We start from the raw sequence: 24,250 nt of genomic DNA, 5'->3' as shown, positions 1-24,250 counted from the left end.
ATCCAACCAAGGATCACGCGGAGTCACCCTCCGTACACCACGTCGCTGGACGTGACCGTCGGCCTCCCTGCCGAACCGGATGCGGGGACATGCCCTGGTCCAGAACATCCGCAGTACTAACAGTCGTCGAGTTCTATCCCGTCGTCGACACCACTGCCGGCTATCTTGAACTCCCCGATGTTGCCGTACATGTCCCACGCGGTGATCGTCGGGTTGAAGTACTCCCGCCACGTCGTGAGCGGCCCATTGGGGATGTGCCAGCCGTCGCCGCCGGTGGTGGCGTGCACCCAGGTGAAGCACAGGTACCGTTCGGGATAGGGCCGGTCGTAGATCCTGGCGTAGTCCCACCACTTGTTCCCGACGGGGAAGTTGACGATCTTCCCGGCGTACCCGTCACTTGAGTAGTACGCGCTCTCGTGCGGCTCCCGGAACCAGACGTAGGAGCCGTAGAAGTTCTTGTGGCGGCTGCCCGGCGTGATGTCACACGCGAAGAACCCCTCGTAACCGTCGTCACTCCAGTAGCCCGACACCGAGAAGGTGACGAAGTAGTTGTCCGAGGAATTCAGCGAGAGATAGTAGTTCCAGGCCTTGGTGGTCACGTACTTGGTGTTGCCCTCGTACTGGGTCGATGTCGTCGAGTAGTCCCAGTTGACGGCCGACTTCCGGTGGGTGAGGGCCACCAGCGGGTTGAGCACGACCTTCCCCTCGAAGGAACCCGATCCCTGCGTGGTCTGGTAGATCTTTCCGGTGTCCGTCTTGACCCAGGCGGCGATCGACTTCTGGCTGACCCCCGGCCGGGCGGTCACGTAGAACGTGAACTGCTGGGTCCCGTCGCCCAGCAGCTCGAGTTCAGTCGCCCGGCTCCCGCCGGGGACGTGGTGGAAGTTCGGGTCCTCGTCGTTCGTGAAGCACCAGCCGGTGTCACCCTTCCAGTTGAGCTTCGCCCCGGTGACGTAGTCGACGAGGTTCACCTTGTCCGGCCAGTAGATGTCCCCGTAGTACGTGTTGCTTTTCTCGTCGGTCGGTTTGATGCTGATGGTCACGGCGACCTGGTTCCGGCCGTTCGCGTAGATGGCGGCTGTCTGGCCACCGGTCTCCAGGATCACCGAGAGTTTGGACACTCCCGCCCATGTGGTCATGTGCGCTCTCCTCATGCTGACGGATAGGGCTGCTTCTGCTGGTGACGTGCGTACGGCTTTCTTCTCGGCTCGCCCGCGGCAGGGCGCACGAGAAGGCGAACAGCCGAGGCGGCGGGGCGAGCCCACGCCCTAACGCCCCCAGCGCGTCCTCGTCCTGGTGAACGAGACCGTGGGGCCCAGGCCCAGAATCTGCCGGATCTGCCGGTCGTTGCGGCTGTAGCAGAATCCCACGATGATCTCTGCGTTGGGACGCCGCAGGATTTCCTTCAGCTGGTCCGCTCTCATCTGGTGCATGTTGTGGACCTGCACGGTCGCGCCCCTGTGCTCTCCGTTCATCGCGTCCGCGGTGGCTCTGTCCTCCCTGAGGAATCTCCGGTCGAGATGCTCGGCGGTTCGGTTCCCGGCTCGTTCACCGTGCGTCCCGGACAGGATGTGGATTTCCTCCGTGTCGGCCAGCCGCCGCGCCCGTCTGGCGGCGTCCTCGACCGTCGTCGCGGTGACCCGGAACTCGGTGGTCCAGATCGCGTTCCGGTATCGGGAGAGGGGCATACGCCGGAACCCTCTGATTTCGCTGTATTCCTCCTGCATCCGGCGGGGAGCCTGTACGATCGGCGGCCCGCCTTCCGGCCAGTCCACGATCGTCGGGTAGGTACGACGGAGGTGCCGGGAAAAGGCAGGGTTGGGGGCGCGGCCGCCCCGTTCGATCTCTCCCGCGAGTTCCGGGCCGCGTTCGCCGAGCCTGCCCGCGGTGCGGGCCAGGGTGGCGCCGGCTTCGAGCAGGCCGGGCAGGCCGGTGCCCAGCGAGATCCAGCCGAGGATGGACGAGGCCTCCGGCGAGGCCTCCTCCAGGGCGCCGCTGACGATGGCGGTGACGTCGGAGGCGACACCCAGGGCACCGACGACGAGCGTGGCGGTGGAGGCGGCGCTGAGTGCCGCAAGGACGCCGCCCGCCGCGGCGATCGCCAGGCCGCCGGTGACGACGGTGAGGGCGAGCCCCGCGACGCCGAGGCCGATGCCGAGCCAGGCCTGCCAGCTGAGGTTGCCGGACGGGTCGATGCGGTTGATGGGGTCGCCGGCGCAGTAGGCATACGGATTGATGCCGCCGCCGCCGAAGGGGCTGAGCGGGTCGGGCGTGGTGAAGTGCAGCAGCACGGGGTTGTAGGTGCGGGTGCCGTTACCCAGGTGGTAGCAGCCGGTCGCCGGGTCGGTGCGCTGGCCGGTGAAGCCGAGGATGCTGGCGGTGGACTGTGCCGGGCGCTGGCCGTAGGGGGTGTAGGCGTACGGGTCCCGTTCCGCGCTGGAGGCCGCCAGCCGCACGGTCTGGGTGCGGTCCGCCCCCAGGAGGCGGGTCGGCGGCTGATCTCCCGGACGGTGCTGGGCCACGGGGACGTCGCCGAGGTGCAGGAGGCGGGCCGCCTGGCCGTCCTCGACGACGGTGGCGAGAGTCTCGCCGCGGTAGGACAGGACGCTCGTGCGGCCGTCCTGGGTGGTCTGCGTCAGGAGCCGACTGAGTGAGTCGTAGCCGTACGTGCCGGCCTGGTCGGTGGACTGGAGGCGGCCGAGGGGGTCGTAGCGCAGGGCGCGCCCGGCGTCGTCGACGGTCAGCCGCCCGGCCGCGTCGTACGCCAGGTCGGTCTCGGTGGCGGGGTTGCTGCGGCTGATACCGGTCAGCTGACACGGGTCGAGAGCGTTGCCGTAGTGGTAGGTGGCCGTGTCGGCGCCGCCGCCGGAGAACTGGGTCTGGCAGCCGGTGATGCTGCCGTAACCGTCGTAGCTGAACGTCTGCGCGGTGATCTGGCGGCCGTGCTCGTCCAGCGGCGGGAGGGACCCCTGGCAGGTGTAGCCGGTGAGCCGGTTACGGCTGTCGTAGCTGAAGGTCTCGTCGCGGACCAGCGCGGAGCCCCGGAACGACTTCCTGGCGCGCAGAAGGTCGTTGTCCTGCCATTCCTGGGTCTGTTTCCAGACCTCGGTGCCACCCGTGTCGACCGGGCCACAGGTGAGGTCGCGTTCCACCTCGCGGCCGAGGTCGTCCAGGGTCAGCGCGGTGGTCAGCGTGAAGCCCGACCGGCGGTCCCTGACGGACCAGCCGGTCAGGCGGCTCGCGGCGTCGTAGGCCGGCTCCGACACCTGCAGGTCCGGGTCCGTGATCTCCTGGAACCGGCCGAGTGCGTCCCGGGCGGTCTGCCGGGTGACGCCGTCCACCCCGGTGTAGCCGCACTCGTCGCCGCCCAGCGTGAACTGCCACGTCGCGGTGGTGTCGGGCTGGCCGGACCGGGTGATCGTCTCCGTCCGCGGCAGCCCCGACGGATAGTAGCCGCGGGTGATGGTGACCTCGCCCTCCCGTGCCTGGGTCAGGAAGCCGGTCACGGCGTGCGGGGTGAGGTACTGGGCGAGGGAATCGGCCTGGACCTGGGCCAGGGCGTCGCCCAGCGCGGGGATGACCGTGTAGCTGCGCCGCTGCCCGTCGGGCATGGTGGCCACGGCCGGGATGACGTCGCTGTCGCGGGCGTAGTCGTAGCGCCAGGTGCGGCCGCCGGAACTGGTGCCGATCAGCCTGCCCAACTCGTCGAAGGTCTCCTCGCCGTAGACGGCCAGGCCGACGGCGAGTTCCGAGGCGAGACCGCCGGCCCCGCGCGAGACGTCGTAGGTCCGCGAGACCTGGGTGCCGTCCGGCAGCGTGGTCAGGGTGAGCAGGCCGCGCGGGTTGTAGTCGTAGTGGGTGGTGTTCTGGACCTCGTCGGTCTCCCGGCGCACCCTGCCCCAGCCGTCGCGGTCCAGCGTCCGGGAACCCCTGGAGACCCCCCGCAGGTCGAACCGCTCGATCTTCACCGGCTCGCCGCGCAGGTTGTGCGTCGTCACCGCCGTCCCCGTGACCGGGCTGCCGTTGCCCATCAGCTGGGCCGTGGACGTCAGCGCGATCGGATCGGTACGGGTGAGGTGGGTGGAGCCGTCGGAGGAATCCGCGGCCGACATCTCGCCCCAGTCGTCGTAGCCGAAAGTCTCGGTCAGCGCGCCGCCCTGGCTGCCGTCGGGCAGGTGGTCCAGGTCGTTGATCGACGAGGTGCGGCCCTGCTCGTCATAGGTGATCCGCTGGACGACGTACCAGCCGCCGTCACCGTCGACGGCCTTGCGCTCCCGCTGGATCGGGCGGCCCGCGCCGTCGAGACCCACCCGGATCTGACAGCCCGGCTCATCCCCGTCGGCGGACATCATCGGGGACGTGGACGTCACTACGAACGGCGCGGCGCCGCCCAGCTCGTAGGTGCAGGTTTCCTCCGCCTGGTAGGACGTCCCCGGATTCACCGTGCGGCTGCGCAGGCGGCCCAGCCCGTCATATGCCACGGTCACGCCGTTGCCCTGCGCGTCGGTGGCCGACCACAGACGTCCGGTGAACCGTGAACGCCTTTCCGACCGCGTCACCGTGAGCCCGGCCCCGGTCGCCAGCGTGTGGTTCTGGGACAGTGCCTCGCCATCGGTCGAGAAGGCGAAGGTGTGGGTCGAGCCGACGGTCACGGACGGGTTGCCGCCGTCGCCGCCCAGCGTCTCGCGGCCGTCCAGGGTCTGGAGGCGGCCGAACTCGGCACCCGAGGTGACATAGCGGAAGTCCGCCGCGGACAGCTCCTGGGTGCCGGCGGACCGCGTCTCGCCGGACTTCAGCACGACGGTGCTCACCCGCGGATCCGGGGTGGTGAACGACGTGTACTGGTAGAAAACCGCGAGGGTGGGCGCGTCGAACTCGGTGGTCGGCGGCGTCCGGGTGACGTTCTTCAGCCAACGCGTGAACCCGTTGGGGTCGGGCGGACAGGCCGAACCACTCCCGCCCGCCGGGTAAAAAGTCCAGTCGGTCCGGCCTCCGTCCGGATCGGTCCGGCTCTCGGGATTGCCCTGCTCGTCGAAACTGGTCTTCGTGACCTCGCTGCGGCTGTTGCTCGCCGGATCGGTCCAGGTGACCGTGCACTGCCGCGGGAGCTGGAACTGGGCCGGCTGTTCGTCGAACGACTGACCGATCTGCGCGTAGTAGTCGGTGTGAACCAGCCGGGACGAGCCGTTCTGGGCCGTCGTCTCGTCCGTCAGGAGGTGATACGAATTGTAGGTCCGGGTGATCGTCCTGGTCTGCCCCTGGCAGGCCCGGGATTCCGTGGAACCATACGTGTAGCCGGTCAGCACCCCGTACAGGTTGTCCGAGCCCGCATCACAGCTCGCACCGGAGAAGCCGCCGACGAAGTTGTTGGAGGTGTAGCTGTAGGTCGCCTCGATCGCCGGCTGCCCACCGCCCGGATCCTGTTCGAGCTGGACCACGAAGGGCAGCGGCGGCAGGTCGCAGCTCTGCGGGAACTGGTGGCCGTTGCTGGTGTAGGAGACCGTCTCGGACATCCCGCCCGGCCTGCTCACGCCGGTGAGCCAGGAACCCCACTCCCCCTGCTCACCCACCGGATCGTAGGAGAGGACCCATTCCAGCGGCTCGTCCGCGCCGAGCCCGAGGTGGCGCACCTTCCACAGCCGGTCGTTCTGGAACCAGAACTCCACGTCGAAGCCCTCGGAGCTGTCAGGCAGGACATGCATGATGTGCCTGGCGCCATCCGACAGGTCCACGGTCAGCAGCGTGTCGTTCTCATCCTGGATCTCCTGCAGGCGCGGCTGTGCGTCGCCGAAGTCCCACCCGAGCCTCAGACTGCGGCCGGCGGGCGTCAGCAGCACGGTGGGCACCTTGCGGCTGAACGCGTTCTGCGGCCCGGTCAGGATCTCCACGTCGCCGGACTTGTGCACGATCCTGTAGAGATTGCCGTCCTCGTCCCTGGTGACGCGAACCGTGTCCAGGCTCTGCTGCTGCAGAATCACGTCCGTATCGGTCTCGAACACCTTGTAGCGCTCGCCCGTGGACAGCACCAACAGGGCGTCGTCGGTGTCATACACGGTCAGCCCCGGCGCAAAACCCAGCCCGAACCCCAGGTCGGCACCGTTGAGCGGCGAATAGCTCAGCACCAGCGGTAGCGATGGGCCCAGATTCCGATTGCCCACGAGACCGCCGAGCGAGATCTGCGTGTTGTACAAGCCCGTGCGGGAATCCACGCCACCCGACACCGAACTCTCAAAATTTGTCGCCTGCGTGAAAAAAGAGGACACTGACGGCATGCTTCGCTCCCCCCTGGTTCGGATGCCGACCACCCGGCCGCACTCGCCTGGTCCCGACCCCTCTCGCGACTACCAACGGAGGTTCTCGGAAATCACGCGATTCCGCCCCGCCGGCGATCGCGGGCGCCACTCGCGATCCTGCGGTCATCGAATTTTCGCGGAGTCATCACATTTGACAGGTCATCACGTCAAACAGTGTCATCGGGCTTCGACGGAGGCGTGGAATCCGACGGATTCATAGGAGTACGACAGATTTGGCGATTCGACTGGATGGCCTGACGGGAGGCAGTGGTGAGCTGCCCGGCCAATGCCAGCTTAGCCCGATGATGGTGATACGGACCCGTAAAGCGCACTGCGCCCGACGGGCCGCCTTACACGTTCCTTGTGACGTTTTTCAGTGTAGCAGGATGCGGTGGGTCATGTCCCTTCTCGGGATATCTCCGGGCAACCGGACTGTGTGCGGTGACGTTGCGGGGCGCGGGCACAGCCGTCAGCGATCTGGCCCCGTCCCGTGTCGCGATGGACAGCGTCGGCCCGGCCAACGCGGTGGCCCGCGGGCGCGAACCTCGCACCGTCCGCCCCGGAACAGCGGCGTGACCTGCCCTGTGGGCGCGCAGCGGCCGGTGGGGTGCCAGAAGTCGGATTGGGCCAGTGACCTGGGCTGACGCGGCGGAGCGGGCTGCCGGCGCGATGGATCCAGGGCGAGCTGCTCAAACTCGGCCACCGGGTCAGCGCCGCCACGATCCGCCGGGTCCTGACGACTCCGCAGGCTTTGCGTGATGCTACGGACCGTACTGTCGCTCCCCCTCACAGGGCTTTCGACGCTGGGCTTCGACCCCGCCCGTTTCCAGACGAAGCCGCCAGCCCGCTACCGGGCCTCCTGGCAGCTACCCGGACCGGACCTTCACCGGCAAGCGACGACGGGCTTACGACAGATGGATCAGCCGCCTACCCGGCGTCACCTCCCGTCTCCTGGGCACACAGACGTCCTCCACTGGCAACACCACCGACGCCCAATCTCGGCCGAGAGGCTCCGCAAGCGACTTCACGTCGGCACAGGCACAGCACGCACCCTGGTCGCGCAGCTGCGCCGTGACACCGGAGCCGCTGTCGACGACCGGTCACCACAGTCGCCGACGGCGGTGCTCCGGTGCCAGCGACAGCCCGACCAGGTCACGTACCGGACCGTCCGTGCACAGCACGGCGTCGGCGAGCTCGAACAGCGCGTCCGCCCGCCGGGTCAGGCAGCCGTAGAGCTCCTCCCGGAACCGACACAGCACCTCCAGCTGCTTGATGGCAGGGATATCGCGGACCACCCACCGCTATCACGCAGAGTGACGCTCGGAGGTTAAACGACAAACTTAGTGAGCGAAAGCCTCGGTACCGAGCACTCGGAGTAGGTCGAGGCGGCTGGCGTCCTGGCTGTCCGGCTCGGCGGAGTAGACGATGATTCGGAGAGCGCTGCCGGGGGTTTGTAGAACATCGCTGTCGAGCGTGAGGTGACCGACGTGAGGCTGCTCGATGCGTTTGCGGGCGGTTTGATGTCGGACGGGGCGACCGGCGATCCACCTACTCGCGAAGTCGGAGTTGCGGGTGCGAAGTTCGTTTACCAGTTGCCGCACACCAGGGTCGTGAGGATATTCGATGGAGGCTACCCGAAGATCGGCTACCAGGGCATCGCGAAAGGCGTCACGTTCGGGCGGGGCCAACGCGACCCGAGACGGAGTGTCGGTGAACTCGTGCCAGATCAGGTTGCGGCTTCGGCCGAGCAAAGCGCCCGGGTCACCGAGAAGCGCGGCCCACAGGCGGTTCCAGCGCAGCAGCCACCAGTCGACGGAGTAGACGGCGACTGGCAGGTCGTCGAGGCGCTGGAGTAGACGCTCGATTCCGGACGGCATTTCGGTGCTGACCGCGCCTTTCAGTATAGCGAGACCGGCGGCTTGGTGCAGCAAGGCGGCGTCGTCCTCGGCCAGGCGCAGCGCTCGGCACAGCGCCGCGACCACTTGCGGTGAGGGCCGAGCCGCCCTGCCCTGCTCCAGCTGCACCAGATAGTCCACCGAGAGACCGGCTAGCGCGGCGAGTTCCTCGCGGCGCAGCCCCGGCGAGCGCCGGTTCGTCTCGATCGCGCCGACGGACGCTGGACTGGTGCGGTCCCGCCATCCGCGCAGCAGCGACCCGAACTCACTCGACACGGAACCAGTATGCCGCTACGGCGGACCGGCTGACTGGTGCTGTCAGTCCCACCCACGAGCCGCACCTTCCTCGGGTGCGGCCGATCCCGACAGACTCACCGGCATGGACACAATCACCTTGATCACGGGGGCCAACAAGGGCCTCGGCTACGAAAGTGCCCGCCGACTGCGCGAGGCGGGACACACGGTGCTGCTCGCCGCACGCGATCCTGAACGCGGCCAGGCTGCCGCAGGAGAGCTGGCCGTCCCGTTCGTACATCTCGACGTCACCGACGAGGACAGCGTGGCGCTGGCCGCCTCCTGGGTCCGCGATCGATACGGACGACTCGACGTACTAGTGAACAACGCGGGCATCAACGGGCCGTCGATTCCGATCGACCAGGCCACCGCGGCCGACGTCGCGGGTGTCTTCAACACGAACCTGCTGGGCGTCGTGCGGGTGACAACCGCCTTTTTGCCGCTGCTGCGCGCCAGCGACAACCCGCGCATCGTCAACGTCTCCAGCGGAACGGGCTCTTTCGCGCTGACCGAGAAGAACAGCTGGTGGGATCCGGAGTATGTGCCCCCGATCTATGCGGCGACCAAGACCGCATTGACCAAACTGACGGTCTTCTACGCGCACGCGTTGCCCGATATGAGGGTCAATGCCGCCGATCCTGGCTGGACGGCGACCGACCTCAACAACTTCCAGGGCATCCAGACCGTGCAAGAGGGCACTGACGCCATCGTCGAATTGGCGACGCTTCCCGCGGACGGCCCGACCGGAGCCTACGTCAACCGACACGGCGTCGTCCCCTGGTGACCACCAGCCCGTGCACCCGGCATGCGTCCACAGTGGAGCAAGAGTTTCGTGCGGGCGGCGAGGAAGCCGGTCAGGACCTCCGCCTGCACGTCGGCCGGGTCGAGGTTGATGTGCTCGCCGAGTCGGGAGGCCACCGCCCGTAGTGCGGGCAGCGCCATCCCTGCGGCGCCGACCGTCCACGCGCCGCCACGGGCGCGGGAGCGGCGGATCACCGCCTTCCAGACGGTGTCGCTGGTGGTCTGCGGGCAGGAGCGGGCCAGCAGCCGGTCGCGCAGCTCGTCCAGCGCCACAAGCCGGTCGGGCAGGCCGGGCACCGGTGCGCCGTCCAGGGCGAGTGGGTTGGGGTCGGTGACCAGGAGCGCGAAGCAGTCCCGCAAGGTTGCCAAAGGCAACTCGCTGCCGTGGCCCCCTCACCAGGGGGAAATATGAAACACACACCGCCGCTGTTGGTATGCTCGCGATTGGACTCGCCGTCGTAGGTTGCGGAGGCAGTGATCCCGAACCAGCAGCCAGCCCCACATCCGGCTCGGCGCGCATCACCGCGGCAGTCACACCGCAGGCCACCACGCTGGCCGTTCGCCGCGCCCTCATGCGCATCAGGGTCGCTCGTCGCGAGCGAGGCAACGACGTCGGCGTGCGAAACCACCACGCTCCCGCTTCCGCTAGGAGATGCAATGACGACCGAGAACCCGACAGCCCGATCCGTGGCCGCGCCTCCGGCGAACGTGGACGCCTGGACGGGACGGTGGCAGTGGAACGCAGCGACAGCGAGGTTCGACAATCCGGTCCACCAGAACGCCTGGGCAGCCCAGCTCAAAGTGGTCACGGTTGACGGGGACAGGCTGAATTTCCGGATCGCGCAGACGTTCGGCAACGGGAAGAAGCGCAGCTTCACCTTCGACGGGGCGTTTGACGGCAGGCCTCGACCGATGATCTGGGACGACGACGGCAGTCCCGCGTTGTACATCGCCTTCTCTCTGCTCCGCGACGACCTCGTCTCCGATGCGTTCTACGAACCGAACGGGCTCTATCACGGCTCCGAACACTTCGTGCTGAGCGGCGACAACATGCAGCTGTACGGCCGTTCCAACACTGATGGGATCGTCTACGACTACTTCGAGGAATGGGATCGCATCGGCTGACGACCCGGTCGACGTGCAGCCTCCCACCCTTGTTGATGTTGAGTTGTGTCGCTGGTCTGGGTGTGGCCGTGGCGGAGTGCCCCTGCTGTCGCGCGGGTAGGCGCCCGGTCCACGTCCGGGGCGGTGTTTCTTTCTGGTCGCTGGGGTGGGAGGTCTGTGGCCGCGGGCTATCCGGGGGCGGGTAGTGCGCGCAGGATGGTGATCGCTTGGAGGGCGAGTCCGGCGCCCAAGGGTGGAGGGCGGGCAGGTGCAGAGTGGTTCGGCGGGCGTGGTGGGCGAGCCGGCCCGCGATCCAGAACAGCCGGTGGCGTAGTCGTTTCGGTGCCCAGCGTCGGGCGGGCTGGCCGGCGAGGGCGAGCATCCGGGTCCAGGCGACCAGGTCGCAGGCGAGCGCGACGATCTGGCACCAGATCTGGTTCTGGGTGAAGTCGTCCTCGGTTGTCTTTAGCCAGCGAAATGATCACCATTCTGTGCTGGGGCGATGCGTCGAGGACGGTGTCCTCGACGTGGCTGGGTTGTCTCGCCTCAGTGTGGTCCGACGAGTCTGCCGGGCTTTTTCTTCGGCGTGTCTTGGGTGTTAGGGCGGCCGAGGATGTCGGCTGTGCGGTTTTCGCCGAGGGCGCGCGCGAGCGCGTCGCGCAGCTGCTGGGGAGCACCCTGCCGCCAGCGTTGCCGATCTCCACCTCGATGGCCTCGCGTACCGGCAAGGGGGTGGAGAGATGGTCCGCCGTGGCGACCAGGACGCCGCTTCCCTGGGCGCGCTGGAGCCTCGCCAGCAGCTCGATCAGGCAGGGGCGCATGATGCGGGCCGGTGGCATGTGCCGGTCCACGTGCACGTCGGCCAGGGCCATACCCTCGGCTACGGCAGGAGTTACGAGGCGGTCGTGGAGGCGGTCTTCTTCTGCTTCATCGTCGTCTTCCAGCCGGATGTAACCGAACACGTGGCGGACATAGATCCCCTCGATCCCGTCGAGGTGGCGACGTCCCGAACCGAGGAGTCGGCTCGACCCGGCCCGGGACGCCTACGGCAACGGTGACCGCGGAGAGGGAGTGGGGCTATGCGCCCGAGGTATGGGCAGTACGCGGACCAGGTATGCGCGTGATTTGGCAGCAGCGCGACGGCGGCGCTCAGCGGGCGTCGAGCGTCCCCAACCCCGCCCAGTCCGCCGTCCCGGCTGTGATCAAAGACTTGACCTTGGCCTGGCCCTCCACGCGCACGACGTCGGTAAAGCATGCGCAATCCTTCAGCGGGCGACTTTCTGCCACGCACACCACGATGCCGGTCACCTGGAGCCCTCGGGCGGTAACGATCAAGTTCTCGCCGACCGCCGGCAGTGGCAACCGCTTCACCAGCTCTGCCGCGAACTGCCGCTCGACGGAGGGCCGATTGAGCAGCTTGAGCGTCCGGTCGGTGACCTCAACCAGCCCTTCCCGGAGCCGGTCCTGCGCATCCAGGATGGTCCGCGCCAGCTTGGCGAGGGCACTGCACCGGCGTCCTGACCAGCTACGAGTAAGCCGCTGCCACATCTCGTCACTCACGTACTCGGTCGCGCGCCCGATGACGACTTCCTGAGAACTGGAGCTGGCGATCAGGCCGATGCACGCCTCGGCGGCGGAGCGTACCCCCAGCAGCTCCTCACGGCTCGGAGGCGGCGACGTTGAACGGCGTGGCGCTGATGACGCGGTTCTTGGGCGAGGCGCCGCTGGTGTGCGTGCCGTGCTACGACGCGGACGGGCCTGAACTGCCGACCACGACGGGTGATGCCTACAGCGCAGACCGGCCTCCTTGACGGGATTTCTACAACTCGTGCCGCGCTGGGTAGTCCCTCCACACCTGAACCGGACCATGCACTGAGCGTCCGTTCCGATGCGCTACGCAAGCAATAGCCAAGTTGGCTATCCGTTGATTAAGCAAGCTAGTACACCGCACCTTCGGATACGGCCCGTATACGCTGTTGACCTGGAGCCACATACGAGACTCACCCAGGTAGCAGGACGTGCGCTGCCTGTTACGCCAGCATCGCTTCACGGAACTCCCGCGGCCCCGGCCGCGAGCGCCACGGCGCCAAGGCTCTGCGCCACGTCCGCCAGGATGGCCGAAGTGCGTCCAGAGTTGGTGGCCCGCGCGATCTGCAAGGCGTTGAGGGCGACGGCAGCAACTTCGTCGGGATGCCCGCTCAGCGCCAGCGCCGCAGCCCGACGGGCGCTGAACAGCGCGGTATCCCGCCGCGACAAGGCGTCCCTGGCCAGGATGTCAGCGAAGATTCCGGCGGCCCGGTCGGGCATGCCGGCTTCGGTGTAGACGGCGGCGGCGCAGAGCTGGACCTAACGCAACACAATAAGAACCGTTTGATCTTGGTTAAAGGCCCCGAAATCACCATCCGCCCGGTCTCCACGCGGGTCCAGACCAGAGACGATGTCCGGTGAGCAACATCAGCCACCAACTCGAACGCATGTTCCGCAGACCTGGCGGGTCCGGATGCTGCGGTCCGCCTGGTGACCGTGATCGTGGGGATCGTGGTCGACTGACGTTTCTGTTTGGCTTGGGCAACGTCGCTACGCTCGGTGTCCGTCTGGGAGTTCCGACGTACGTCGCGTTCCTCGTGGCGCCGGCGGTCGATCTGTCGGTCGTGGGCCTTCTGCTCGGCGCGCGCCACCTCGCGCTGCACGGCGGGCCGGCTGAGGTGGTGTGGTCGGCGCGACGTCTGCTCATCTTCTCCAGCACGGTGACCCTCGCGTTGAACATCGCGGACCGCCGCGACGACGGTCCGCCGGGGCCACACGCGGGCACGTCAGTTGAAATCCCAGAGGGCAGGGAGCGAATGCACGCTGGCTCCGGCGAGCACGAGTTGAACCGCGGGGCTCGCCGTGCGGAGAGACGCAACTTGGCTCGGCGGTTCGCACGCTGTCGCGGCCCGTGCTGGCAGCATCGGCGTCTATGCCGGATGGTTCGATGGTCGGGTCGACGGCGACAACACTGGTGGTGATCAGGGGTAACTCGGGCGCGGGAAAGAGCTCGGTCGCGAGGGCGGTGCGGGCGCGGTCCGGGCGTGGTGTCGCGCTGGTGGAACAGGACTATCTGCGCCGTATCCTCCTGCGGGAATGGGATCAGCCAGGCGGTGTTGCTCCTGCGCTGATCGATCAGACGGTCCGGTTCTGTCTTGATCATGGCTATCACGTCGTGCTGGAGGGCATCCTCGCCACGACGCCATGATCAGCAGTCTGCTTCGGGCCCATCGGGGCCGCAGTTTCGTGTTCTACCTTGACGTGTCGCTGGAGGAGACTCTGCGTCGGCACGCGACCCGCCCGCAGTCGGCCGAGTTCAGTGGGCAGGACATGCGCGGCTGGTACCTGCCCCGGGACCTGCTCGGGGTCGACTGCGAGCAGGTCGTCCCGGAGCACTTCTCGCTCGATCGGACCGTCGCGTTCATTGAAGCCGTCACCGGACTGGTGCCTTCTTCCACCGGCGGGTTGGAAGCGCACACTCCCGCACGCTGATCCCGCGAGCGGGAACAGTCGGCGGCAGCGGCGGACACGCTCGGCTCCCATAGGTCACGGCTGCCGGTCTCGTTCCGGCGCGGCGCAAGTTCGCCAGCGGACGTCACCAGTAGCGAGTCGCTCACAGCCCGGGGGTGGGCAGCAGCGCCATTACGAAGCGGTACATGTACCTGAACTCGCAAAAGTGCAGGTAGGGCGCGTGTGGGGTGATGGTACGTATCGACCGGGGTAGGTGAACCCCCACGCCCCATATGCGCAGCTCAGAGACCATGTTGATCTTGTTAGGTTGTGTCCGGGAGGGGACTCGAACCATTACCCCACCACCGGTCACCCTGTCCGGTGAACTCATTCTCGCAGGCCACGCGGGAATGGACCAGTGAACGACACGCCTGCCACTCCACCTGCGAGCCAGAAGGCACGGCCATTCGCGCTTCGCGCGGTCACCATGCTGATCGCAAGCGTCGTCGCGCTGAGCTTCCTGTTCGGGCTCGGCAACGTCTGGGCACTGGGCATCCGGCTCGGCGTCCCCGCCTACATCGCCCCGCTGGTCGCCCCCGCCGTTGATCTCTCCGTCGTAGCCCTACTTGTCGCCACCCGCCAGCTCGCCCTTTCCGGCGCCAACCGAGCACAGATCCGAACCGCACAACGCCTCCTGATCTTCTGCAGTTTCGCCACCTTCGCCCTCAACACCGCAGAACCGATCATCGAAGGCCACTATGGACGCGCCGCCTTCGACGCCGTCGGCTGCTGCCTGCTCATCGGCTGTCCCACATCGGACCCGATCTCCTTCAAGCCCTGCAGGTCACCGCGAGCCGCGAGAAGCAGGCTCCGACGTCGGCCATCTGGAGCCGAGCTGCGCCCGCAACAGGTCATGCCCGTCCGGCATTTTCGGAGGTGGCAGTCAGGGGGTAGAAGCCGTTGCTCTCCAACTCGGGCGCATCCCGATGTTCTGAAGGTGAATCAGACTTCTGCGTAAGCCTCAAGGTCAACGCCGGCGGCCGACTCTGGCACCCCACAGGCGGTCGGCACGGGTCGCTGACTCCGGAGCCCGGCGGGCGCCTCGCTGCTGCGATGGCGCCCGCGAGGCGTGGTCCGGCGGTCCTCAGGTGACGTTCTTCCAGAAGTCGCAGTGATGGTTCTGGGCGAAGGTCGCCGTCGATACGGGTCCGATCGCGCCGGCCGCGATGTTCTGCAGCACCGTGGCCGGGGAGTACGGCGGCCAGACGGGAAGTCCGGGCCGGTTGGGCTGGTGGGTCCGGGCGATCGAGGTCCAGTAGTCGATCATCTGGTTCGCGAGGTTCCGTTGGGTGGCGTCGAACTGGGCGGTCGCTGGCATGGCGAAGAGGTAGGGCAGTTCGGAACCGTGGCTGGCGCCGAGCGGCGAGGCGTGCGGTTCGGTGAACTCGTAGCCGAACAGGCGTACCCCCGCGGCCGCGGCCAGGCCGTCCTCCCGCAGCGAGTTACACGAGAAGCTGGAGTCACCGATGACGGCGGAGACGGCTTCCGCCGGGCTGGAGTAGTTGGCCAGGGGGTATTCGGCGGCGACGGTGGCGGCGGGCACGCCGAAGGTGCTGGTCACCACGATCTGCAGGGTGGCGAGATAACTGGCCTGGTCGGTCGGGATGGGCCCGGAGACCTGACCGTAGACGAAGAGCCGGCCTTCGTTGGCGTTGGTTCCGATCACGAGCGGCACCTTGTTGACCTTGCGCTGCTGGAACGCCGCGTCCACGCTGAGCGGAAGCGCGCCGCCGCCGACCGCGGGGATCGAAGCCAGCTGGACCGCGGACGGGTTGCCGCCCACCGCGGCCGCGGCCGCGTTGACCGCGTCGGATGACTTTGACCGCAGGCAGGCGATGTCCGCGGCACCGTCCGCGGTCGTGCAGCCGAGCTGGTGAGCCAGGGCGAGCCCGAACTGCTGGGCCTTCGCCATCGGGGTGGTCGGAAGCCCGCAGCCACTTTCGGAGATGCCCGCGTCGAACAGGCCCGCGGCGGTCGGCGAGGCGACGTTCAGACAGGTGTAGGTGGCTCCGGCCGACTCTCCGAACAGGGTGACGTTGCGGTCGTCACCACCGAAGGCCCGAATGTTCTGCCGCACCCAGCTCAGCGCGGCCTGCTGGTCGAGCAGGCCGTACGCCCCGGACCCGGCCGGGCCGGCCTCGGCGTCGAGGCCGGGCAGTGCCAGCGCGCCGAGCAGGCCGAGCCGGTAGTTGATGGTCACGACCACGACGTCCCCGCGGGTCACCAGTGGTGTCGGGTCGTAGTCCGAGCCCGCGCCGACGACGAACGCGCCACCCGGGAGGTAGACCATGACGGGGAGATTGCGCCCGGCCGCCGCGTCCGGCGGGGTGTAGACGTTCAGGTACAGGCAGTCCTCGACCCCGCCGGTGGCCTGCGGGCACTGGCTGCCGAAGGCCGTGGCACCGCGCACCCCCGTCCAGGCCGGAGCCGGCTTGGGCGGCTGCCACCGCAGGGCACCCACCGGCGGCGCCGCGTAGGGCACACCCGCGAACCGGTCGACTCCCGCCACGACGCTGCCCGCCAGCGACCCCTGCCGGACGCGCACTGTCGGACTGCCGGCCGGGCCGGTCGCCTCCGCCGGCCCGGCGACCATCAGCGCGGCGGCCGAGAAGGCCAGGATCACGGACACCGGTAGGACCCATAAGGCCACGCCCGGCCGGCGTGATGCCGACCGCCGACATCCGGGCGACCACGGCTTTCGGGGCCGGGCATCATCGAGCACGGTGACCAGTTTCCGTAGAACGCGTTTCATCGCGTACCTCTCTCAGTACCTCGGACCGTCCGCTCCGCCGATCAGCGGTCCGGACTCGAGACCACGGCGAGAGACGCTTTTCCGACCGGTGTGGACCGCGTCGCGGTGCAGGGGGCGGTAACCAGCCACGTCGAAGCGAACACCCACCATCACCCGGAGGACCATTGCTGTCTCCGCGAGGTGTTCCCGCCGTATTCGGCAACGCCCCCCGTCTTGACTTCTGGCGGTACGACAGCCGAGGAGGGCGAGAGAGCGACGACGCGAGAGAACAGCGAGGGGCTCATACCAGGCCACCCTCGACCCTCGACCGGACTACTCGCGCACCAGCGCCGGTCAGTTCCTGGACGGCAGCCGCGATCACCCGAAAGCGCCGGCCATCTCGGAGCCGTCGGCGTCGGCGACAGGCCCGAAAGTGCTTGCCGCCGGTGGCCGGGCGGTTCAGAACACCTCCGTCCGGCCCTCCCACACCTCGCGCATGGCCGATACCATCGCGGCAACCTCGACCTCGGATTCGACGCGGTCGCGCCGCCAGGTCACACCGACGGAGAAGGTGAATCCATCGTCGCGCAGGGGAACAACCGCGAAATCAGGGGGGACGAAGATTGACGCCGCGCCGCCGGCCCCCGGCGCAAGGGTGAGGGTGAGGCTCCGGTTACGGCGTACGTGCGTCGCCAGCAGTATGGAATCGTTTTCGGACAGATGGACGATATCGGCAATACCGGCCCCGGCGAGGTGCCGGTGCAGTCGACCGACAGCGAGGGGCTGCAGCTTCGGCGGCACCAGAACGACCGTACGATGCGCAAGCTCGGCGAGGTCGAGCTCCGCGGCCCGGGCGAACGGATCGTCCGAACGCATCGCGATCAAGAATCGGTAGCGGGCCACCATCAGGGTGTCCAACTCCGGCACCTCTACCGGCGGATGAACCAGGGCCAGGTCGAGGGCACCGGATCGCACAGCGGGCAGCAGTTCCGAGGAGGCAGCGAAACGGGCCTCGACCTGATTCCCGAGCAACGCCTCCCCCGCCACGGTCAGGACCCGGTCGAACAGGACCGGCGGCGCCAGATGCGTTCCACCGATCCGGACGATCCGGACGGAGGGGCTCGTGCCGGCGTGCGCGATGGACCGCAGTTGATCCCACTCGTCGATCAGGCTCCGGGCCCGCCGAAGTATCACCCGTCCCGCCGGTGTGAGTTCGACCCGGCGGTAGCTCCGGACGAACAGATCTGCTTCCAGCTCTCGTTCGAGGTCCTTCACCGCCCGGCTGACCGGCGACAGAGTGAGGTGCAGGCGCTCGGCCGCCCGGCTGAAGCTCGCCTCCTCCGCGACAGCAATAAAGCATTTTAAGTTGTGTATATCGATGGACACCGCCCCCTTCCGCGGCCGGCGCCTCCTCCGGTCGAACCGACCAGGGCGGGATCAGCGGGAGGCGCCGGCTATCCGATCGTCGGCGGACAGCAGCTCGGCTGTTTCGGCGTCGGTGAGGCCGAGTTCCGCCCGGAGAATCTGTTCGGTGTGTTCGCCGAGCAGGGGGGCGGGGTTGTCGGGTGGGTCGGGCAGTCGGTCGGAATGGACGGGTGCGTTCTCCAGGTAGAAGGTCTGTCTGATATGCGGGTGTCCGGACAGCCGGAATACGCCGCGCTGGGCGTAGTAGGGGAACGAGGGCAGCTCGGAGACGCGCAGCATCGCTCCGGCGGGTATGCCGGCCGCCTGCAGTCGGGTCATGGCCTCGACGACGCTGTGCTGGGCGAGCCAGTCGGTGAGGGCGGCGTCGATCCGATCCCGGGCGCCGGCGCGTCCGTTCGCGCTGGTGAGGGCGGGCTCGGTGGCGAGGTCGGGGCGGCCGAGGACGCGACACAGGGCCTGCCAGTCATCGTTGCCGCGGACGGTGACGACGCACCAGTCGTCGTCGCCTGCGGTGGGAAACACACCCCAGGGCGCATCGGGTCCGGTGGGCCCGTCGACCTCGGCGCCGGCGCGGAGGAGGGCCTTGTCGGCGGCTGTCGCGGCTGTGTGGCCGAGCATGACCTCGGTCTGGCTGACGCTCACCGTTCCGCCCGTGCCGGTGCGGCGGCGGCGGATCAGCAGCGCGAGGACGCCGGCGATGCCGATGCGGGCGGCGACGTGGTCCGGGTAGACGGTCAGCGCGTCGGAGAATCCGTCCGCCTCGCCGGGGTAGCGCCACTGCGCGGTCAGGCCGGCGCAGGCGCGGACCAGCGGTCCGTAGCCGAGCCGGCGGCTCCACGGTCCGGTGGAACCGAACGCCGAGCTGTCCACGACGATGACGGCCGGGTTGGCTTTCCCCAGGACGTCGTAGCCGAGTCCGAGGGATTCCAGGGTGCCGGGACGGTAGTTGGTGAGCACGACGTCGGTGTCGGCGACCAGCCGCAGGAACAGGTCCCTGCCCCGTGGCGACCGTAGGTCAAGGCCGAGGCTGCGTTTGTTGCGGTGGCCGGCGGCGAAGGTCACCGTGATGGCGCTGCCGTCGCGGGCCTGGCGGCTGCCGTCGGGGAAGGCGTTGTTCTCGACCTTGATGACGTCGGCGCCCTGGTCGGCGAGCAGGCGTCCCTGTTCGGCGCCGACGACGATGACCCCGAGGTCGAGGACACGCAGCCCGGCGAGCGGCCGGCCGCCCGGATCGGCGGCGGCGTCCCCCGAACCCGGAGTCGGGCCCGATATCGGGGCCTGCGCCTGCGCCGGGGCCGGGGCCGGGGCCGGTCGAGTGGCCCAGCTCCGCGCCGCTGCGGAGTCGGGGGGAAGCGTGGGCGCCGGGCCTCGGATGCCGGCGCGGTGTCCGTCCAGTTCGAGCACGCCGTTCGGGAAGGGGGCCGATATCCCCGGGGCGAGTTCGACGGGGGTGAAGGCGCCTCGGGCGCGGACCTGCTCGGAATCCAGTGCCTCGGCGAGGTCGAGGACGGCGGCGGTGGGGACGCCGTGGCGTTGCCCGGCCTGTTCGAGTTCCGCTCGTGTCTTGTCGGCGAAGAACCGTGCTATGGCCGGCAGGAGGGTGGTGGAGGCGAAGCGGGTGGAAAGCTTGTCGTAGGAGGGGTCGGCGAACTGCGCCGGGCGTCCCATCCACCCGAACATGGCGCGCCACTGGCGCGGGGCGAGGATGCACAGGCGGACGAACCCGTCGGCGCAGGGGATGATCGGGTACTGGTGGCGGGCCTCGGGGCGGCCCCTGGGAAGCTTGCTGGCGGGTACTCCCGCGGTGGCGCTGCCGGCGATGCCGTAGCCGGGATCGAGTGCGGCGACCGCGCCGTCGAGGACGGCGAAGTCGAGGTGGTCGCCCAGACCGGTGCGCAGACGTTCGAGGTAGGCGAGGAGCACCACGAACACCGCCTGCGCCGCGGCACAGTCGTAGGGCAGGTCGCCGGGCGGCAGCAGCGGCTCGCGGCCGGGGATGCCCGAGCGGGACAGTTCGCCGGATAAGGCGTGCAGCACCGGGCTGGTGGCCTGCCAGCCGGCATGGGGACCGGTCCGGCCGAACGGCGTGGCGGACAGGACGACGAGGGACGGATGCTCCCGCCGGATCCCTTCGACGTCCAGCGTCGTCGCCTCCGGGCCGGACGGCGGCGTGCTCTCCAGCAGGATGTCGGCGTCAGCGAGCAGTGCGGTGAACCTCTCCCGGTCGGCGGGCCGGGAGAGGTCGAGCGACACGGCGCGTTTGCCGAGGTTCGCGGCGGCGAAACCCAGCGAGACCCCGGCGACCCGGCGCCCGGTGCGACGGTCGGCGGCGCCGCCGGGCGGCTCGACGCGTAGAACGTCGGCGCCCCATTCGGCGAGGTGACGGCCGATCGCCGCCAGCGGCCCGGTGGTCAGATCGAGGACCCGCACGCCGGACAGGGGCAGGTCGAGCGGCTCGCCCGTCCCGGCGGGCTCCGCAGTCGTCGACGCAACTGGGGTGGTCGACCCTAGGGGGGTGGCCGAGGCGACGGAGGTGGTCGAGGTGTCGGCGGTGCTCAACTGAACCGCCTGGTGGCCTGGGCCTTGCGGACCTCGCGGAACGGAACGAGCTTGTCGACCTCGGGTTCTCTGGGCAGGCCCAGGACCCGCTCGCCGATGATGTTCCGCTGGATCTGGTCGGTGCCGCCGCCGATCGACGTGACGAAAGCGGCGAACGACGAGCGGTTGACCTCCGCGGCGACCGGGTCGGTGTCGCCGTCGAGCACGGACGAGGTGCCGAGCAGGTTCGTGGTCACGCTCACGCCGGTGTGGACGATGCGGGACATGGCGAGTTTGCCGATGGACGCCAGCGGTGACGACGCACCGCGCCCGGCGTCCGCCCGCGCCCGCAGGCCGTTCCAGGCGTTGACCTTCTCCAGCGTGTACAGCCGGGCGATCTCCTGGCGGGTGACGGGATCGTCGGCCTTGCCGACCTTCTTCGCCAGCTCGACGTAGTCGGCGCCGCCGATCTGCCGGGTCCACGGCGACTGCCGGTCCGCCAGGGTCGTCTCGCCCCCGCCGGCCGGCCGGCGCTGACGGGAACTGCCGCCGGCGGCGGCCCCCATGATCAGCCGCTCGAAGCCGAGCGCGGTCTGCAGCACCCGCCAGCCGCCGTCGACCTCGCCGAGGCGGTGGGAGTCGGCCACGACGGCGTCGGTGAGGAACACCTCGTTGAACTCCGACCCGCCCGTGACCTGGTGGATCGGCCGGATGTCGACCCCCGGCTGGTCCAGTGGGAGCCAGAAGAACGTCAGTCCGCGGTGCTTGGGCACGTCCCAGTCGGTGCGCGCGACGAGGAAGCCGTGGGTCGCCTCGCGGGCTCCCGACGTCCATACCTTCTGTCCGTTGACCACCCAGGTGTCGCCGTCGCGTTCGGCCCGGGTCTGCAGCGCCGCGAGGTCGGAGCCGGCGCCGGGCTCGCTGTAGAGCAGGCAGCCCTGCTGCTCACCGAGGGCCAGCGGCCGCACGAACGACCTCTTCTGCTCGTCGGTGCCGTGCGCCAGGATCGTGTTGGCGAACAGCTGCGTCACATCCAGTGCGGCCGGTTTCGCCCCCGCCCGGGTGAACTCCTCGGCGACCACCCGGCGCAGATCGCGGTGCAGGCCGCGCCCGAACCACTCGACCGGCCAGGTCGGCGCCGCCCACCCCGAGTCGACGAGCCGCTCCCGCCACTGCGGGCCGCCGCCGCCGGGCTGCCAGTTCTCGGCCAGCCACGCCGCCACCTGCGCGCGCACCTGCTCCACCGACGCCTCCACCGGTACGTCCGCCCCTGCCCTCGCGGTCATCGGGTCCTCCTCGTCGTTCGCGTCAACCCGGGGTTCTGGTCAGAGACCGATCCGGGTGGCCAGCAGGTCACGGTTTGCGCGGGGACTGCCCCAGAGCTGCGCGCCGGACTTGGCGCGCCGGTAGTACAGGTGGGCCGGGTGCTCGTAGGTGAAGGAGATTCCGCCGTGCACCTGCATGTTCGTCTGGGCCGTGGCGAAGAATGTGTCGGAGCAGAACGCCTTGGCCAACGGCGCGACCGTGGCGACCTCCGGGCTGTCCTGCGCGATGGCCCACGCGCCGTAGTAGGCGGCCGAGCGGGCGGATTCGACGTCGACGAGGGCGTCGGCGCACAGGTGCTTGATCGCCTGGAAACTCCCGATCGCCCGGCCGAACTGCACCCGCTCCTTGGCGTAGCCGACGGCCATCGCGAGCGTGAAATCGGCGCCGCCGGCCTGCTCCGCGGCCACCGCGACCCGAGCGGCGTCGAGGAAACGGTCGAACGCGGCCGTGTCCGCCGGGGCCGAAAGCGGGGTCGCGGCCACACCGTCCAGGCGCACCCGGGCGAGGCGCCGGGTGAGGTCGAAGACCTCCAGCTCGCTGCGCGACACCCCGTCCGCGGCACCGTCGACGGCGAACAGCCCGACACCCGCCGGGGTGCGCGCCGCCACCACCAGAAGATCGGCGTCCATGCCGTCGGGCACGAAGGACTTCGTCCCGGTCAGCCGCCACCCGCCCCTGTCCCCGGCGCCCCCGTCCCCGTCGTCGCTGACCGCGGCGCAGTGCACCCCGGCCGCGTCCCAGCCGCCGTCGTCTTCGGCGAGGGCGACCGTGGCCACCACCCGGCCCTCGGCGACCGCCTCGAGGTAGCCCGCGGTCACCGCCCGGTCGCCGCCGGTCAGCGCGATCGTGGCCAGTGCCGTCGACAGGAACGGCACCGGCACCAGCCGGCGTCCGAACTCCTCCAGCACGATCGCCAACTCCACCGGGCCGGCCCCCGCGCCGCCGTGCTCCTCGGGCACCACCAGCCCCTGAAGCCCCAGCTCGCGGGCCATCCGTTCCCAGACGGGACGCTCCAGCGCCGACGGTGCTGCCATCAGCCGACGCACCTGCGCCTCGGGGAAGGTCTCCTCGACGAACGCCCGCACCGTCGACCGCAGCGCTTCATGATCGTCGGTGAACTCGAACGTGCCCACGGTGGCCTCCAGACGACCGGTCGAACCCAGGTACTGACCAGTGGTCAGCATCTTCGGGACGGACGTTACTGACCGATGGTCAGGATGTCCAGTGAACGGCCGTGCCGGCTCGGCTCGTCAGTCCGCTGCCTGCAACCAGGCCCGCAGCCCCGCGATGATGACGGTGAGACCGTGGTCGAAGTCGGCGTCGGTCGCGAACGTGTAGGACCAGCCGCGCATGGTGACCGCATGCAGGTTCGGGAACTGGTCGAGGTCGCCGGGCAGGTTCACTCGCGACCCCTCCAGCGCGTCGTCCCTGGTCGAGCCCAGCACCCGGGCGAACTGGTGCTCACTCGCCAGACATCCACGGGTGTAGGTCGAGAGCAGGTGATAGGCGTATCCCGCCTGCTCGGGCGTGAAGCCCGCCCGCAGCAGCACCCCGAGCTGCGCGTCGATCCGCCCGTAACTGGAGTCGAGCGCCTGCTGTGACCGGCCCATGGTTGCCCACTGGCCCACCACCAGCTCGAACAGCGCCGGATCGGAACGCAGCACCGCCCGGTAGCCCTCCCAGTAGCCGCGCAGGTGCGTCTCCCAGTCGTCGGAGTCGATCACCGGCAGGGCCTCGTTGAACCGCCGCACCGCCCGCCCCAGCAGCGCGTCGACAAGATCGTGCCGCCGAGGGAAGTGGTAGTGAACCGCGGGATGCTGCACCCCGAGGACCGCGGCCACCTTGCGGATGGTGACCTCGGCCAGACCCGCCTCCGCGGCCAACCGCTCCGCCGCCATCAGGATCACCTCGGAGCCGAGCGACCCCCGCGGCAACCGACCGTTCACCATCGCCCAAGGCTAATCGTCCAGCAAAGATCCACCTCGAGGTCCGAGCCCTCGGGCGTGCAGGTGCACTAAGTTATCCTGCTGTGGTCGCTGTCGAACCTCACCCGTCCTCGGGCCGCCGAAGGTCGACCAACGTTCGAGGGCACGCCACCCGAAGCCGTCGCGCACCTGTACGGCCACCCATCCAGTGAGGTCAGGCAGACATTATGAGCGCCCTCAATGATCTCGATCCTGCGACGCCGGTGCTGGTCGGTGTCGGCCAGCACGCCGAGCAGCCCGACCAGCCCGGCTACGCGCGGCTGTCCGCGGTGGAACTGGCGGCGGCGGCGGCCCGGCGGGCGGTCACCGACGCCGGCATCG

16 protein-coding genes and 5 pseudogenes are annotated in these 24,250 nt (G+C 69.0%); 7 read left to right on the top strand and 14 right to left on the bottom strand.

Annotation, left to right across the window (positions count from 1 at the left end):
• Window positions 1-116: 116 nt before the first annotated feature.
• Both ND748_RS00620 and ND748_RS00615 read right to left on the bottom strand, forming a co-directional pair.
• Window positions 117-1,139: a hypothetical protein gene (locus ND748_RS00620; RefSeq protein ID WP_251743328.1), complete on the bottom strand. Its 1,023-nt coding sequence runs from the start codon at window positions 1,137-1,139 to the stop codon at window positions 117-119.
• Between the two features lie 129 nt (window positions 1,140-1,268).
• Entirely contained in the window at window positions 1,269-6,209 is a 4,941-nt protein-coding gene (locus tag ND748_RS00615; RefSeq protein ID WP_251743327.1) for an RHS repeat-associated core domain-containing protein, read from the bottom strand.
• Between the two features lie 757 nt (window positions 6,210-6,966).
• On the opposite strand from ND748_RS00615, the pseudogene ND748_RS34835 reads away from it, so the two are divergent.
• A pseudogene (locus ND748_RS34835) lies at window positions 6,967-7,068 on the top strand (transposase); the annotation flags it as partial.
• A gap of 340 nt (window positions 7,069-7,408) precedes the next feature.
• Here the strand turns inward: ND748_RS34835 and ND748_RS00610 are convergent.
• Both ND748_RS00610 and ND748_RS00605 read right to left on the bottom strand, forming a co-directional pair.
• Window positions 7,409-7,558, bottom strand: a pseudogene (locus ND748_RS00610) (transposase); the annotation flags it as partial.
• A gap of 75 nt (window positions 7,559-7,633) precedes the next feature.
• Window positions 7,634-8,464, bottom strand: coding sequence for a helix-turn-helix transcriptional regulator (locus tag ND748_RS00605; protein WP_251743325.1), 831 nt, complete (start codon window positions 8,462-8,464; stop codon window positions 7,634-7,636).
• Window positions 8,465-8,567: 103 nt separating this feature from the next.
• Here ND748_RS00605 and ND748_RS00600 point away from each other — a divergent pair, with 103 nt between their 5' ends.
• The gene (locus ND748_RS00600; RefSeq protein WP_251743324.1) at window positions 8,568-9,266 is read left to right on the top strand and encodes an SDR family NAD(P)-dependent oxidoreductase; all 699 of its coding nucleotides are present in this window, start codon (window positions 8,568-8,570) and stop codon (window positions 9,264-9,266) included.
• Here ND748_RS00600 and ND748_RS00595 read toward each other — a convergent pair.
• Window positions 9,233-9,652, bottom strand: coding sequence for a hypothetical protein (locus ND748_RS00595; RefSeq protein ID WP_251743323.1), 420 nt, complete (start codon window positions 9,650-9,652; stop codon window positions 9,233-9,235). The genes ND748_RS00600 and ND748_RS00595 overlap by 34 nt on opposite strands.
• Before the next feature lie 288 nt (window positions 9,653-9,940).
• Here ND748_RS00595 and ND748_RS00590 point away from each other — a divergent pair, with 288 nt between their 5' ends.
• Window positions 9,941-10,408, top strand: a complete 468-nt coding sequence (locus tag ND748_RS00590) for a hypothetical protein (protein ID WP_251743322.1) — start codon at window positions 9,941-9,943, stop codon at window positions 10,406-10,408.
• Between the two features lie 167 nt (window positions 10,409-10,575).
• On the opposite strand, the pseudogene ND748_RS00585 reads toward ND748_RS00590, so the two are convergent.
• Window positions 10,576-10,838 (bottom strand): annotated as a pseudogene (locus ND748_RS00585) (transposase); the annotation flags it as partial.
• Between the two features lie 289 nt (window positions 10,839-11,127).
• On the opposite strand from ND748_RS00585, the gene ND748_RS00580 reads away from it, so the two are divergent.
• A complete protein-coding gene (locus ND748_RS00580) occupies window positions 11,128-11,445 on the top strand; it encodes a hypothetical protein (protein WP_251743321.1) in 318 nt (105 codons plus the stop codon).
• A 91-nt stretch (window positions 11,446-11,536) separates the two neighbouring features.
• Here the strand turns inward: ND748_RS00580 and ND748_RS00575 are convergent, their stop codons facing one another.
• Together ND748_RS00575 and ND748_RS00570 are read right to left on the bottom strand one after the other, a co-directional pair.
• Window positions 11,537-11,947, bottom strand: a complete 411-nt coding sequence (locus ND748_RS00575) for a hypothetical protein (RefSeq protein WP_251743320.1) — start codon at window positions 11,945-11,947, stop codon at window positions 11,537-11,539.
• Between the two features lie 486 nt (window positions 11,948-12,433).
• Entirely contained in the window at window positions 12,434-12,694 is a 261-nt protein-coding gene (locus ND748_RS00570; protein WP_251743319.1) for a hypothetical protein, read from the bottom strand.
• Between the two features lie 180 nt (window positions 12,695-12,874).
• Here ND748_RS00570 and ND748_RS00565 point away from each other — a divergent pair.
• The 3 genes and pseudogenes from ND748_RS00565 to ND748_RS00550 all read left to right on the top strand — a co-directional run.
• Window positions 12,875-13,206, top strand: a pseudogene (locus ND748_RS00565) (hypothetical protein); the annotation flags it as partial.
• Window positions 13,207-13,361: 155 nt separating this feature from the next.
• Window positions 13,362-13,906, top strand: a pseudogene (locus tag ND748_RS34830) (kinase).
• Window positions 13,907-14,351: 445 nt separating this feature from the next.
• Entirely contained in the window at window positions 14,352-14,882 is a 531-nt protein-coding gene (locus ND748_RS00550) for a hypothetical protein (RefSeq protein ID WP_374215813.1), read from the top strand.
• 126 nt (window positions 14,883-15,008) lie between these two features.
• Here ND748_RS00550 and ND748_RS00545 read toward each other — a convergent pair whose 3' ends face one another.
• The 6 genes from ND748_RS00545 to ND748_RS00520 form a co-directional block, all read right to left on the bottom strand.
• The gene (locus ND748_RS00545; protein ID WP_251743316.1) at window positions 15,009-16,553 is read right to left on the bottom strand and encodes a carboxylesterase/lipase family protein; all 1,545 of its coding nucleotides are present in this window, start codon (window positions 16,551-16,553) and stop codon (window positions 15,009-15,011) included.
• A 561-nt stretch (window positions 16,554-17,114) separates the two neighbouring features.
• A complete protein-coding gene (locus tag ND748_RS00540; RefSeq protein WP_251743315.1) occupies window positions 17,115-18,041 on the bottom strand; it encodes a LysR family transcriptional regulator in 927 nt (308 codons plus the stop codon).
• 51 nt (window positions 18,042-18,092) lie between these two features.
• Window positions 18,093-20,525, bottom strand: a complete 2,433-nt coding sequence (locus ND748_RS00535; protein WP_374215816.1) for a CaiB/BaiF CoA transferase family protein — start codon at window positions 20,523-20,525, stop codon at window positions 18,093-18,095.
• Window positions 20,526-20,635: 110 nt separating this feature from the next.
• Complete coding sequence (locus ND748_RS00530; protein WP_251743313.1) at window positions 20,636-21,904, bottom strand: acyl-CoA dehydrogenase family protein; 1,269 nt, start codon at window positions 21,902-21,904, stop codon at window positions 20,636-20,638.
• Between the two features lie 39 nt (window positions 21,905-21,943).
• Entirely contained in the window at window positions 21,944-23,128 is a 1,185-nt protein-coding gene (locus ND748_RS00525; protein ID WP_251743312.1) for an acyl-CoA dehydrogenase family protein, read from the bottom strand.
• A gap of 66 nt (window positions 23,129-23,194) precedes the next feature.
• The gene (locus ND748_RS00520) at window positions 23,195-23,893 is read right to left on the bottom strand and encodes a TetR/AcrR family transcriptional regulator (RefSeq protein WP_251743311.1); all 699 of its coding nucleotides are present in this window, start codon (window positions 23,891-23,893) and stop codon (window positions 23,195-23,197) included.
• Between the last annotated feature and the right edge of the window lie 357 nt (window positions 23,894-24,250).

It is taken from the genome of Frankia sp. AiPs1 (assembly GCF_023716945.1).
Lineage (GTDB): Bacteria > Actinomycetota > Actinomycetes > Frankiales > Frankiaceae > Frankia.
This window is presented reverse-complemented; position numbering and strand designations above follow the sequence as displayed.

What these genes read in the sequence shown, in the direction of transcription:
- ND748_RS00525 (WP_251743312.1), bottom strand. Translation starts at nt 23,128, where the DNA reads ATGCTGACCACTGGTCAGTACCTGGGTTCGACCGGTCGTCTGGAGGCC.
- ND748_RS00520 (WP_251743311.1), bottom strand. Translation starts at nt 23,893, where the DNA reads ATGGTGAACGGTCGGTTGCCGCGGGGGTCGCTCGGCTCCGAGGTGATC.
- ND748_RS00580 (WP_251743321.1), top strand. Translation starts at nt 11,128, where the DNA reads ATGGTCCGCCGTGGCGACCAGGACGCCGCTTCCCTGGGCGCGCTGGAG.
- ND748_RS00590 (WP_251743322.1), top strand. Translation starts at nt 9,941, where the DNA reads ATGACGACCGAGAACCCGACAGCCCGATCCGTGGCCGCGCCTCCGGCG.
- ND748_RS00600 (WP_251743324.1), top strand. Translation starts at nt 8,568, where the DNA reads ATGGACACAATCACCTTGATCACGGGGGCCAACAAGGGCCTCGGCTAC.
- ND748_RS00530 (WP_251743313.1), bottom strand. Translation starts at nt 21,904, where the DNA reads ATGACCGCGAGGGCAGGGGCGGACGTACCGGTGGAGGCGTCGGTGGAG.
- ND748_RS00620 (WP_251743328.1), bottom strand. Translation starts at nt 1,139, where the DNA reads ATGACCACATGGGCGGGAGTGTCCAAACTCTCGGTGATCCTGGAGACC.
- ND748_RS00570 (WP_251743319.1), bottom strand. Translation starts at nt 12,694, where the DNA reads ATGCCCGACCGGGCCGCCGGAATCTTCGCTGACATCCTGGCCAGGGAC.
- ND748_RS00550 (WP_374215813.1), top strand. Translation starts at nt 14,352, where the DNA reads ATGCTGATCGCAAGCGTCGTCGCGCTGAGCTTCCTGTTCGGGCTCGGC.